The 12,402-nt window shown below is 69.3% G+C and carries 12 protein-coding genes; 10 read left to right on the top strand and 2 right to left on the bottom strand.

The window, feature by feature from the left end; translation table 11 throughout:
• Positions 1–23 precede the first annotated feature (23 nt).
• Positions 24–260, bottom strand: a complete 237-nt coding sequence (locus C5E10_RS09950) for a hypothetical protein (protein ID WP_104331499.1) — start codon at positions 258–260, stop codon at positions 24–26.
• A gap of 118 nt (positions 261–378) precedes the next feature.
• Between C5E10_RS09950 and C5E10_RS09945 the strand changes: the two genes are divergently transcribed.
• Positions 379–3,147: a rhomboid family intramembrane serine protease gene (locus C5E10_RS09945; RefSeq protein WP_104331498.1), complete on the top strand. Its 2,769-nt coding sequence runs from the start codon at positions 379–381 to the stop codon at positions 3,145–3,147.
• On the opposite strand, the gene C5E10_RS09940 is transcribed toward C5E10_RS09945, so the two are convergent.
• The gene (locus C5E10_RS09940) at positions 3,111–3,704 is read right to left on the bottom strand and encodes an NAD(P)H-dependent oxidoreductase (RefSeq protein ID WP_104331497.1); all 594 of its coding nucleotides are present in this window, start codon (positions 3,702–3,704) and stop codon (positions 3,111–3,113) included. The genes C5E10_RS09945 and C5E10_RS09940 overlap by 37 nt on opposite strands.
• Before the next feature lie 70 nt (positions 3,705–3,774).
• Here C5E10_RS09940 and C5E10_RS09935 point away from each other — a divergent pair, with 70 nt between their 5' ends.
• The 9 genes from C5E10_RS09935 (at position 3,775) to C5E10_RS09895 (ending at position 12,392) form a co-directional block, all read left to right on the top strand.
• Complete coding sequence (locus tag C5E10_RS09935) at positions 3,775–4,347, top strand: TetR/AcrR family transcriptional regulator (RefSeq protein WP_104331530.1); 573 nt, start codon at positions 3,775–3,777, stop codon at positions 4,345–4,347.
• Positions 4,348–4,625: 278 nt separating this feature from the next.
• On the top strand, positions 4,626–5,036 hold the full coding sequence (locus tag C5E10_RS09930; protein ID WP_104331496.1) for a VOC family protein: 411 nt from the start codon (positions 4,626–4,628) through the stop codon (positions 5,034–5,036).
• A gap of 125 nt (positions 5,037–5,161) precedes the next feature.
• A complete protein-coding gene (mvk, locus tag C5E10_RS09925; protein ID WP_104331529.1) occupies positions 5,162–6,109 on the top strand; it encodes a mevalonate kinase in 948 nt (315 codons plus the stop codon).
• Entirely contained in the window at positions 6,106–7,113 is a 1,008-nt protein-coding gene (gene mvaD / locus C5E10_RS09920; protein WP_219820349.1) for a diphosphomevalonate decarboxylase, read from the top strand. The genes mvk and mvaD overlap by 4 nt, the downstream gene beginning before the upstream one ends.
• A complete protein-coding gene (locus C5E10_RS09915) occupies positions 7,110–8,198 on the top strand; it encodes a phosphomevalonate kinase (protein WP_181062715.1) in 1,089 nt (362 codons plus the stop codon). Before mvaD ends, C5E10_RS09915 begins: the two co-directional genes overlap by 4 nt.
• Complete coding sequence (fni, locus tag C5E10_RS09910; RefSeq protein ID WP_104331493.1) at positions 8,191–9,276, top strand: type 2 isopentenyl-diphosphate Delta-isomerase; 1,086 nt, start codon at positions 8,191–8,193, stop codon at positions 9,274–9,276. The genes C5E10_RS09915 and fni overlap by 8 nt, the downstream gene beginning before the upstream one ends.
• Positions 9,273–10,319 (top strand): hydroxymethylglutaryl-CoA reductase, encoded by a 1,047-nt coding sequence (locus C5E10_RS09905; protein WP_104240845.1) that lies wholly within the window; start codon positions 9,273–9,275, stop codon positions 10,317–10,319. The genes fni and C5E10_RS09905 overlap by 4 nt, the downstream gene beginning before the upstream one ends.
• Positions 10,320–10,345: 26 nt before the next feature.
• The gene (locus C5E10_RS09900) at positions 10,346–11,518 is read left to right on the top strand and encodes a hydroxymethylglutaryl-CoA synthase (protein WP_104331492.1); all 1,173 of its coding nucleotides are present in this window, start codon (positions 10,346–10,348) and stop codon (positions 11,516–11,518) included.
• Positions 11,519–11,549: 31 nt separating this feature from the next.
• Positions 11,550–12,392, top strand: coding sequence for a universal stress protein (locus tag C5E10_RS09895; RefSeq protein WP_104331491.1), 843 nt, complete (start codon positions 11,550–11,552; stop codon positions 12,390–12,392).
• Positions 12,393–12,402: the final 10 nt, after the last annotated feature.

Raw genomic sequence — 12,402 nt, 5'->3', positions numbered from 1 at the left:
TCCTTGAGACGGAGGCGCACCCGCTACTGGAACTGGCCGATCTGGAGAGAGTTGAGGAGCCCGCCGAGGTCGATGAGCGGGCCGTCGATGAGCGGGCCGTTGATGAGCGCGCCGCTGGCCAGCGTCGAGACGGAGCTCGAAGCCGACGCGGGTGCGAGCTCGCCGGCGCTCGCGGGAGCGGCCGTCAGGGCGAGGGCGCCGAGGGAGAGGGCTGCGGCCGTGGAGAGGCTGGCGATGGTCCGAGTCGTCGTCTTCTTCATGTGTTGCTCCTCAATTCGCTGTGTCCGGGGTTGGTCACGTGGGTCGTTCGGAGCGCATCTGGCGGCGGTTTGGCAACAATCCCGCGTCTCTCGGGCATTTCACAGCTAGCCTGAACCCGTGTTCGACTGGCTCATAGCGCTCCCACCACTCCTCGTCGTCCTCCTCGTGGCGGTCATCGTCACGCTCGAGAGCCTCGGCTTGCCCCTCCCGGGCGAGAGCGTGCTCATCGCAGCCGTGCTCATGAGCGTCGCGGGCACGGGTGTCGACCCCTGGCTGCTCGCCGCCGCCGCGGCCGTCGGCGCCATCGTCGGCGACTCGATCGGCTACTACATCGGCAAGCGCTGGGGCGCACGACTGCTGCGCTACCTCTCGCAGCGGTACCCGAAGTACTTCGGCGTCGCGCGCATCAACGCGGCGGTCGGGCTCATGCAGAAGTGGGGTGCGTACGCGGTCTTCTTCGGACGCTTCATCGCGCTCCTCCGAGTCTTCGCCGGTCCGCTCGCCGGAGCCATGGCCATGCCATACGGGCGCTTCCTGCTCGCGAACGCGCTCGGCGGTATCGCCTGGGCGACGGGCGTCACCGCGATCACCGTCGCGCTCGGGAAGAGCGCCCTCGCACTCATCCACGCCTTCGGCTGGGCCGCGCTCGCGGTCGCCGCGGTCCTGGTCATCGTCATCGTCGCGATCGTCGTCTATCGAGCCCGGCGCCGACCAGAGGGTGCGGAGGCGACAAGCGAGACCGAGCAGGAGCTCGACCTCCTCATCCCCGCGGCCAAGGACGCGCAGGACTCCACCCCGGGAGGCGCCGCCGTTCGCGACGCGCTCGCCGCAGCCGTGCGGCCGATCGTCACCTTCGCTCGTCGGGCCCCGTTCACGACGGCGCTCTCCCTCGTCATCATCGCGATCGGCGTCGCGACGGGGGCCATGTGGCACCCCTCACGGGCCCAGCCCTGGTACGGCGACGTCGCCTTCGGCCTCCCGCCGCTGGAGGCCGGCATGTGGTGGACCCCCATCACCGGATCGCTGCTCGGCGGCGGCGCCTGGCACTACGCCCTCCTCATCGTGCAGCTCCTCATCGTCGGCGGCGTCTTCGAATTCCGCTTCGGCTGGAAGCGCACCGCCCTCGTGTTCCTCGGCGGCCAGGCGCTCGCGGTGCTCGGCACCCTCGCCATCGTCGCGGCGCTCGCCCCAACCGGCTGGGAGTGGGCGGCGCGCCTCGCCGACGACCTCGACGTCGGCGCATCCGGCGGCATCGCCGCCCTCACCGCGGCGCTGGTCTGGGTGCTGCGTCCGCCGTGGCGCCTTCGACTCGGGCTCGCGCTCGGGGCGCTCGTCTCCCTGCGTCTCCTCTACGTCGGCGACCTCGCCGACATCGAGCACTTCCTGCCGGTCGCCGTCATCTTCACGATCTACGCCGTGCAGCGCCATCGAAAGACGGGTCTCGCGACGAGCACGCGCGAAGACCGGCTGATCGCGTTCACCGCCCTGATCGCACTCGGCGCGGCCCAGGTCGTCGCCGCGTTCTTCTCGCTCGACGGCCCGCTCGGCAAGACGGACGCGGAGACGGAGACGTGGGTGGGCGTCGCCATCGACGTCGTCGTCATCCTCCTCGTCGCCAACGGGATCAGGCGGGGCCAGCGCTTCGCCTGGGTCGTCGCGGTGGCGCTCGGCGTCTTCAACCTCCTGGAGCTCGCCCTCATCGTCGTCGTGGTCGCCACCTCCGGCAGCCTCGACGAGGGCCTCACCATGAACTTCGCCGGCTCCCTGCTCTGGGTGCTCGTCGTGGTCTTCCTCATCGTCGCGCGCCGCTCGTTCGCGGTCCGCGTGCGGCCATCGAAGAACTCCATCTCGGGTGAGCGCCGAGGAACGGTCGAGGACGCTCGCGAGATCCTCCCGAGGGTCGGCGGCAGCACGATCTCCTGGATGACGCTCTGGCCGCGCAACCACTACCTGCTGAGCGCGAAGAAGGACGGCTACGTCGCCTACCAGGAGTACTCGGGCGTCGCCCTCGCGCTCGGCGACCCGGTCGCGCCGAAGGAAGAGCTCAGCGACCTCATCCACGACTTCGCCTCCCGGGCCGAGCTGGCCGGGCACACTCCCGCCTTCTTCTCGGCGACCCGCGCGACGGTGGATGCGGCCCCCGCGAGCTGGCAGCGCGTGCAGGTCGCGGAGGACACGATCATCGACCTCCCCGGGCTCGAGCTCAAGGGCAAACCGTGGCAGCCGGTGCGCTCCGCCGTGAACCGTGCAGAGCGCGAGGGCATCCGCTTCAAGATGACGACCCTCGCCGAGGAGCCATGGGCGGTGCTCGCGCAGGTGCGCGCGATCTCGGAGGACTGGGTCGGCGACAAGGGACTGCCGGAGATGGGCTTCACGCTCGGCGGCGTCGATGAGGCCCTCGACCCGGCCGTGCGCCTCGGCATCGCGATCGACGACGACGGCAGCGTGCACGGCGTCACGTCGTGGCTGCCCGTGTACGGACAGGATGGCGCGGTCCGCGGCTGGACGCTCGACCTCATGCGTCGGCGTGACGGCGGTTTCAAGCCCGTCATGGAGTTCCTCATCATCTCGTCGGCCCTCGCCTTCCGGGACGAGGGCGCCGCCTTCGCCTCGCTCTCCGGAGCGCCGCTCGCGGGGTCGGGGCAGGCGGAGGCGACGGCGCTCGACCAGGTGCTGAGCCAGGTCTCCGAGCTCCTGGAGCCCCTCTACGGCTTCTCCTCGCTGCACAGCTTCAAGACGAAGTTCAATCCGCGATACGAGCCCATGTACCTGCTCTACCGAGATGAGGCCGACCTCCCGCGCATCGGCATCGGCCTGACGCGCGCCTACCTGCCGACGGCGACGACCGGTCAGCTCATCAGGGCGGGTCTCGGCGCGGGCAAGTAGCGTCTCGCGTCCTTCGCGCCGAGGCGGGCCGCGTCGGCGAGCCACTGCTCGCGTCGCTGCTCGGTGGAGGTCTTGACGGGGGAGTAGCGGGTGACCGCGATGGGCCCGAGGCCGACGAAGCCGAGCACGTGGGTCCTGAGCTGCCTGATCGGCGTGTTGCCGGTCAGGCGCAGGTAGATGCCGGGGCTGTCCGCGGTGAGGATCACACGCGCGCTGCGCCCCTTGAGCAGGCCCTTCGGCAGCGGGCCGGAGGCGTCGTAGGCCATGCGCGGCAGGAGCAGCCGGTCGAAGAAGCCCTGCAGGAGTGACGGGACCGAGCCCCACCAGACCGGGGTGACGATCACGATGCGTGCGGCGTCCTGGATCGCACTCCAGGCTTGCTGCAGATCGGGCTCGAGCTCCTGGCGCCTGGTGTAGCCGCGTCGGAGGTTCTGATCGAAGACGAGGTCGCGGACTGCGAGGACCTCGGCGTCGCCGTGGGCGTCGGCGTAACGCGCGGCGAGGGCAGCGCAGAGCGAGTCGGGGTTGGGGTGGCCGTCGATGACGAGGGTGTGCATTCGGGCTCCAGAGCCTAGAAGTGGACAGTGTCAAGATGTGACGACAGTCAGCTTAGCTATGATGTTGCTCATGTCAAGATCGGATGCGCCGTACCACCACGGCAACCTCGGCCCGGTCCTCGAGGCCGCAGGCATGGAGCTGCTCGCGCAGAAGTCGCACGCCACGATGAGCCTCCGGGAGCTGGCCCGCGAGGCGGGCGTCAGCCACAACGCGCCCTACCACCACTTCGGAGACAAAGCCGGGCTCTTCAAGCGCCTCGGCGAGGTGAGCATGCAGCGACTCGTGCACGCGGTCAGCTCGGCGGATGCTCCCGGAGCCGCCCCGCAGGCGCGTGCACTCGCGCTCACCGTCGCCTATGTCGAGTTCGCCGTCGATCATCCGCACGCCTTCACGCTCATCTACGACCCGGAGGTCTGCATCCCGGGGGCACCGAGTGCGACGATGGCACCACTCATCCAGGAGCTCGAACGGCTGCTCGGCAATGCGGCCGCCGACCTCGACCCAGAGGCGAGCCCCGCCAGGATCGAGGCACGTGCCACGGCGCTCTGGGCAACCGTGCAGGGACTGTCCCACCTCGTGATCGCTGGCCACCTCACGCGTGCCCAGGTCCGGCCAGCGCTCGCCGAGTCGCTTCGACTCTAGGCGGCCGTGCAGAACCCGGATGTGATGCGGGAGTCATGCCAGCGACGCGACGACCGTCGGCTCCTTCGTGGCGCGCGTCTCGGTCCCGAGGTCGACCGTGATCAGCTCAGCGCCCTCTCAGCCGGTGTTCCTACCCGTGAGGCTCATGGTCGTCGTGAATTCCATGCCGAGATTGTTTCACGGTATTCCCTGCCGGGATGCCTCGAAATGTCGGCGGCCTGTGCCACGATCGGATGGTGTGACGAGGCCCGTCGTCCATAGGAGAGAAAGGGACGACCATGGCCGTCATCCTCAACCCGTACATCCACCTCCTCGACAACGCGCGCGAGGCGCTCGAGTACTACAGGGAGGTGTTCGGGGGCGAGCTGGTGCTCAGCACTTACGGCGGCTCCGGCATGCCGATGGACCCCTCCGAGTCGGAGAAGATCATGCACGGCCAGCTGACGACTGCGAACGGGTTCACGATCATGGCCTCCGACACACCCTCCTTCATCGAGCCCAACCCCGGACGAACGGTCGAGATCTCCCTCAGCGGCGACGCCGCCGACGAGCTTCGCGGATACTGGGACAAGCTGGCCGATGGCGGCGAGATCGAGCAGCCGCTCGTGCAGGCGCCGTGGGGAGACACCTTCGGAATGCTGGTCGACCGCTTCGGGGTCGCATGGATGGTCAACATCCTGGGAAGCTGACGAGTGCCCGAAATGCGTTCGGCCTGGCCGCGCCGTACACTTGACGCCGACCTACTGCGAGGTGAGTGACCCTGGTGCCATCGAGTTTCGACGTGACGTCGCTTGCTTCTCTCGACACTTCCGCGTTGCCGCGAATCGGACGAGCCGTCGGGCGCGGGAGCGCGCACGCCAAGCTGATCCTGTTCGGGGAGCACGTCGTCGTCTACGGGAAGCCGGCCGTCGCGCTTCCGCTGCGCGCCATGCGCATGCGAGCGACCGCCTGGCGCGAGGGCACTGAGCCGCGCTTCGAGTCCGATCACTACACGGGGCCGCTCACGGCTGCTCCGGAGATCCTGGAGGCTCCGAGGAAGGCCATCGAGGAGACGCTGCGCGCGATCGGGGGCGAGCTCGCGGGACTCACGGTCGCGGTCCGCGGCAACATCCCCCTCGGACGAGGACTCGGGTCGAGTGCCGCGGCGGCCGGCGCGATCGTCGACGCCGTCTCCCGCCTGCACAACGTGACGCTCTCCGGTGGTGAGCACTTCGCGCTCGTCCAGCTGGCCGAGCAGGTGGCGCACGGCAAGCCGAGCGGGCTCGACGCGCTCGCAACGACCATCCCGTCGCCCATCCGCTTCCAGAACGCGAGCGCCGTGCCCGTGCCGGTCGCCCTCGACGCCTGCTTCGTGATCGCCGACACCGGTGTGCACGGATCCACGCGCCAGGCTGTCGACGACGTGCGCACCTCGCTCGAACGCGACCACGACGCCACGATGTCGATCATCGACGCCCTAGGGGAGCTCTCCGACCTGGCCATCACCGACCTCGAGACCAACGAGGCACGCTCGCTCGGCTCACGGATGTCGGAGGCCCACGTGCTGCTCTCCAGTCTCGGCGTGAGCCACCCGGCCCTCGACGAGCTCGTCGAGGCTGCGACCGGCGCCGGCGCGTTCGGCGCGAAGCTCACGGGAGGCGGGCTCGGCGGCTGCATCGTCGCCGTCGTCGATCGGGGGAACGCGGCGGTCGTCGCGGCTGCGCTGCAGAGCGCGGGTGCGATCCAGACCTGGAGCGTCACCAGCACAGGCACGCCGCTGTGACCGCGACCGCCGTCGCCTACCCGAACATCGCGCTCATCAAGTACTGGGGGAAGCGCGATGAGGCGCTCATCATCCCGCAGACCTCGAGCCTGTCGCTGACGCTCGCGGTCTACCCGACGACGACGACCGTCTCGCTCCTGGGGGAGGGGCAGCCCCACGAGATCCTCCAGGACGGCACAGCCATGCCGGAGGCCGCGGCCGCCAAGGTCGCACGCTTCCTCGACCACGTCGGCGAGCTCGCCGGCAGCGTGCGGTCAGCGCGGGTCGAGACGAGCAACGCGGGACCGACGGGGGCTGGTCTCGCATCCTCCGCCTCCGGCTTCGCCGCGCTCGCAGCGGCAGCATCGTCGGCGTACGGCCTCGACCTGTCACCGAGGGAGCTGTCGCGGCTCGCGCGGCGCGGCTCGGGCTCGGCCTCACGCTCGATCTTCGGCGGCTTCGCCGTCTGGAACGCGGGCACCGACGACCTCAGCTCGTACGCCGAGCCGGTCGACGATGCCAACATCGACGCCGCCATGGTGCTCGGCATCGTCAACGCGGGGGCGAAGTCGATCTCGAGCAGGGAGGCCATGCGCCGGACCGTCGAGACCTCCCCATACAACGCGCCATGGGTCGAGACGAACCCGGGCGAGCTGGCGCTCATGCGCGATGCGCTCCGCCGTGGCGACTTCACGGAGGTCGGCGAGATCTCCGAGCGAAACGCCCTCCGCATGCACGCGGCCATGCTCGGGGCCGTGCCGCCGGTCCGCTACCTCACGGCGGGCAGCATGGCGCTGCTCGATGCCGTCGCCACCCTCCGACGCGGTGGCCTCGAGGCCTACGCGACCATGGACGCCGGACCGAACGTGAAGACGCTGTGCAGGGCCTCCGAGGCGCCGGCTGTGCGTGACGCGCTCGCATCCGCGGCCCCAGGCACCGAGTTCGTGATCGCGCCTGCCGGTCCGGGCGTGGCGGTCACGAACGCCGCCGCACAGGCCGACGCCGCCCCCGGAGTGGTGCGGTGATCGTCGCCGAGGCACCGGGCAAGCTCTTCGTCAACGGCGAGTACGCAGTTGTCGAACCGGGCAGGCACGCCGTGATCGTCGGCGTATCGAGACTCATCCGAGCGAGCCTGCGGGCTGCCTCGGCCGACGAGGGCAGCACCGTCAGCTCGCACCAGTTCGGCGCGCAGCCGGTGCCCGTGAGCATCGACGGCGACCTCGTCACGATCGATGCCCCCGGTGCGGACCTCGTCCGGGAGTGCATCCGAGTGCTGGTCCAGCTGGCGCGCGAGCGTGGCATCGAGCCGCAGCCCTTCGCGCTCGACATCGAGAGCGAGCTCGACGACGTCAGCGGTCGCAAGTTCGGCCTCGGCTCGAGCGGCGCCGTCGCCGTCGTCACCGTCCGCGCCGTGGCGGAGCACTTCGGCATCCACGTCGACGACGACGCGGTGTACCGCCTCGCGAGCCTCGCCACGATCGAGCTGCGCCCCGCCGCATCGTGCGCCGACATCGCGACGAGCACGCTCGGGGGATGGGTGCACTATGCCTCACCCGATCGCCTCGCCGCTCGCGAGCTCCGACGCCGCAGCGGGGTCGAGGCGAGCCTGGTCGAGGCCTGGCCCGGACTCGTCCTCGAGGCGCTTCCCTCCCCGAGCTCCGTCGTCCTGCATGTTGGGTGGACCTCGGCGCCGGCTTCGACCGCCGAACTCGTCAGCACCCTGCACGCCGGAGACTGGCGAACGACCGAGCAGTACGCGGCCTTCCTGACGGAGAGCGACCGGATCACGGCCGCTCTCGTCGCCGCCGTGCGTGCCGAGCGCAGCGGGCTTGCCCTCGCGGCCATCCGCGACGCCGAGGCCAACCTCGAGGCGCTGGACGAGCTGAGCGGCATCGGCATCCGCACCGAGGCGCTCTCGGCGCTCATCGCGGCAGCACGCTCGGTCGGGATCCCCGCGAAGACCTCCGGGGCCGGTGGCGGAGACTGCGGCATCGCCCTGGCACCCGCCCACAACGAGGAGCTCGATGCCGCGTGGCGCGCCGCCGGCATCGAGGTCCTGGATCTGCACGTCGTACCGCACCGTCGAGTTGGAGTTCGAGAACATGGGTAACCGCAAGGACGAGCACGTCGACCTGGCTCTCGCGCAACGTCCCGGGATCGTCCGGAACGACTTCGACGATGTCCGCTTCATCCATCACGCGCTCGGCGGGGTCGACCGGGCGACCGTCTCGACGGCCGTGCAGGTGGCTGGCGCGAGCTGGCCCGTGCCGTTCTACCTGAACGGGATGACGGGCGGCAGCGAACGGACGGGCGTCATCAACGGCGACCTGGCACGCGCAGCTCGCGAGACCGGCATCGCGATGGCCGCTGGCTCGCTCTCCGCCTACCTCAAGGACGCGTCGACGGCCTCCAGCTTCCGCGTCATCCGTGACGAGAACCCCACCGGCTTCGTCATGGCGAACGTCAACGCGACCGTGTCGCCGGATGACGCTCAGCGTGCCGTCGACCTGCTCGAGGCGAACGCCCTGCAGATCCACATCAACTCCGTGCAGGAGACAGTCATGCCGGAAGGCGACCGGGACTTCGCCGCGTGGCCCGCCGCGATCGAGTCGATCGTGCAGCGCGTGAGCGTGCCGGTCATCGTGAAGGAGGTCGGCTTCGGACTCAGCGCGAGCACCCTGGAGCGGCTGGCCCAGCTCGGCGTGCAGTACGCCGACGTGAGCGGGCGCGGCGGCACCGACTTCGCCAGGATCGAGAACTCCCGGCGCCGCCTCGGCGACTACGCGTCCCTCGTGGGCTGGGGCCAGTCCACGCCGGAGGCGCTCATCGAGGCTGACTCGAGCACTGCCGCTCTGCCGGTCCTCCTGGCGTCGGGGGGAGTGCGCACACCCCTCGACGTACTCCGCGCTCTCGCGCTGGGCGCGCGGGCAGTTGGGGTCTCCGGGCACTTCCTCGAGGTGCTCGTCGAGCACGGGGTCGAGACGCTCATCGAGCACATCCGCTCCTGGCAGGAACAGCTCACATCGCTCCAGACGATGCTCGGCGCCGTCACCCCTGGCGCGCTCAGCCAGCAGGAGCTGGTCCTCCACGGCGCCCTCCTCGACTTCTGCACCTCCCGCGGCATCGACCCGGCCACCGTCTCGCGTGCACGCGGGCGGGGCACCCTCCCATCGAAAGGACAGCGATGAGCACCGAGCTCCTCGACCACGCACCAGTTCCGCTCAAGTGGGTCGGTCCGGTTCGCGTGACCGGCAACGTCATGGAGGGTGAGCAGCTCGTGCCGCTCGCGACCTACGAGCAGCCCCTGTGGCCGTCGGTCGGCCGTGGTGCCAAGATGTCGATGCTGGTGCCCGACGGCATCAAGGCGACGCTCATCGATGAGCGGATGAGCCGCTCGGTACTCTTCGAGGCAGACGACGCCGGCGTCGCGCTCAAGGCGCTCCGCGAGATCGAGGCGCACATGCACCTGCTGCAGGAGGTGGTCGCGACCAGCAGCCGATTCGCGCGCCTCATCGACCTGCACGCGCAGATCGCCGGCAACCTGCTCTTCCTGCGCTTCGAGCTCACGACCGGTGATGCTTCCGGCCACAACATGGTGACGCTCGCCTCGGAGCGGCTCATGGACTTCATCCTGCGTCGCTGGCCCGAGCTCCGCTACGAGTCCATCTCGGGAAACTTCTGCTCAGACAAGAAGGCGACTGCCGTCAACGGCATCCTGGGCCGGGGCAAGAACGTCGTCACCGAGCTGGTGCTCCCACGCCGCACCGTCGAGCGGTGGCTGCGATCGACCCCTGAGAAGATCGCCCAGCTCAACGTCCGCAAGAACCTCATCGGCACGATGCTCGCCGGCGGTCTCCGGACGGGCAACGCGCACTACGCGAACATGCTCCTCGGGTTCTTCCTCGCGACCGGCCAGGATGCGGCGAACATCGTCGAGGGCTCGCAGGGCATCACCCATGCGGAGGTGCGCGACGGCGACCTGTACTTCTCCTGCACGCTGCCCAATCTGATCGTCGGCAGCGTCGGAAACGGCAAGGGCCTCGACTTCATCGAGGCGAACCTCGCCCGACTCGGCTGCAAGGAAGAACGAGAGCCCGGAGCGAACGCTCGGAGATTGGCCGTACTGTGTGCGGCAACCGTTCTCTGCGGCGAGCTCTCCCTCATGGCCGCTCAGACGAACCAAGGCGAGCTCATGGCCTCGCACATCAAGCTGGAACGCGCCGCGAACTGAGCGACGCCCTGAGACGATCGAACACTATGACTACACCTATCGGCATCCACGACCTCGCGTTCGCGACGGGGTCACGCGTGCTCGACCTCTCGGTCATCGCCGAGCGGCTCGGGACCGAACTCGAGAAGTACACGATCGGCATCGGCCAGGAGCGGATGAGCATCACCGCGGCCGACGAGGACGTCGTCACGATGGGTGCGGCCGCGGCCAAGCAGATCATCGACCGGCACGGCGTCGAGGGCATCAGGACGGTGCTCTTCGCGACGGAGACCGGGATCGACCAGTCGAAGGCCGCCGGTGTGTACGTGCACCAGCTGCTGGGCCTTCCGGCGACCTGCCGCGTCGTCGAGCTCAAGCAGGCCTGCTATTCGGCGACCGCCGCGCTGCAGTTCGCCGCCGCCCTGGTCGCCCGTGATCCCCGCCAGCGGGTGCTCGTCATCGCCAGCGACGTCGCGCGGTACGAGCTCGACTCGAGCGGGGAGCCCACGCAGGGCGCGGGTGCTGTCGCGATGCTCGTCGCTTCGGACCCGGATCTGGTGGTCATCGAGCCAGGCTCCGGCGTCTTCACGAGCGACATCATGGACTTCTGGCGGCCGAATGGGCGCGTCACCGCCCTCGTCGACGGGAAGTACTCGATTCGGGCCTACCTGCAGGCCGTCGAGAACGCCTGGAGCGATTATGCAGCGCAGGGCGGATTCCCGATCAGCGAATTCAGCCGCTTCTGCTATCACCAGCCGTTCACCAAGATGGCGTCGAAAGCGCACCGTCATCTGATCAAGACGGCGGGTGGCGATCTCGACGCCGGGGTGCTCGACGCGCAGATCGCGTCGACGCTGAAATACAACAGAATCATAGGAAATACCTACACCGCATCGATCTATCTGGCGCTGCTCAGCCTCTTGGACAGCGATGAGGAGCTCGATGGGGCCAAGATCGGGTTCCTCAGCTATGGCTCCGGAAGTGTTGCGGAGTTCTTCGCGGGGACGGTGCAGCCCGGATATCGACAGCATTTGCGCGCTGAGGAGAATCGGGCGGTTCTCGAGGCGCGGGTCCCCATCGACGCCGCGGAATACCTCGTGTGGCACGAGCGACGTGACCCGAGCGGCCTTGGCGAGTTCACGCTCCCCAACGAGACGCCCGGCCCATTCCGCTTAGCCGGATTCACGGACCTCAAGCGCGAGTACACCTCTACGCAGTGATTCCACTGGCCGACGGCGTTAGCATTCGGGTATGAGCGAGAACATCACCGTCGGAGTCGCCGGAAACCAGCCAGGAATCGTCGCCACGCGATGGGCGGCGGCGCGAGCCTCACGTGGTCGGAAACGTCTGAAGCTCGTGCACATCGTCGATCCGAGGATCGCCGGGGCAGGAAACCCGGACCTCCTCATCGAAGCGGAGAGCGCGGCGGCGCGCATCCTCCAGGAGGCTGCGGAGGCGGCGCTCGCCGTGGATGCGGCGCTCGAGGTCGAGACGGCCGTCATGACCGGCGCCATCATCGAGACCCTCACGGAACTCTCCAAGACGTCCGGCCTCCTCGTCGTCGGCAGCAACCGGGGGGAGTCCTCCGGGCGTGCGAGCGGCACGCACAGCGTGCGCGTGGCCGCAGCCAGTGAATCTCCGGTCGCCGTGATCCCCGACGTCGATCTCTCGGACCGGCGCGGAGTGGTGGTCGGGGTCGACGGCTCCGACCTCTCGGAGCACGCTCTGGCCGTCGCGGCCGAGGAGGCGAGCCTGAGCGGTGAGCCGCTCATCCCGGTGCACGCCTGGCACGCCCCGAACGTCTACGGCGGCGGCGTCATCGTGACCGGTGACTTCTTCGATGAGCTCCGCCTCTCGGCGGAGGAGACGCTCTCACTGGCCCTCGCTGGGCTGCGGGGGCGCTACCCGGATCTCGAGATCACACCGGTGGTCGTGGAGGGCATCCCGGACATGGCGATCATCGATGCCGCTCATTCGGCATCGCTCGTGGTTGTCGGCAGTCGTGGACGTGGCACCTTCGCCCGTCTCCTGCTGGGGTCCGTGAGCCACGGCGTCCTCGCGCACCTCGAGACGCCGACGATCGTCGCCAAGTAGGGCGTCCCGC

Origin of the sequence: Pseudoclavibacter sp. RFBG4 (assembly GCF_002931515.1) — a bacterium.
Classification (GTDB): Bacteria; Actinomycetota; Actinomycetes; order Actinomycetales; family Microbacteriaceae; genus Pseudoclavibacter.
Note: the sequence above shows the minus strand (reverse complement) of the source record. Positions and strands in the feature narration are given on the sequence as shown.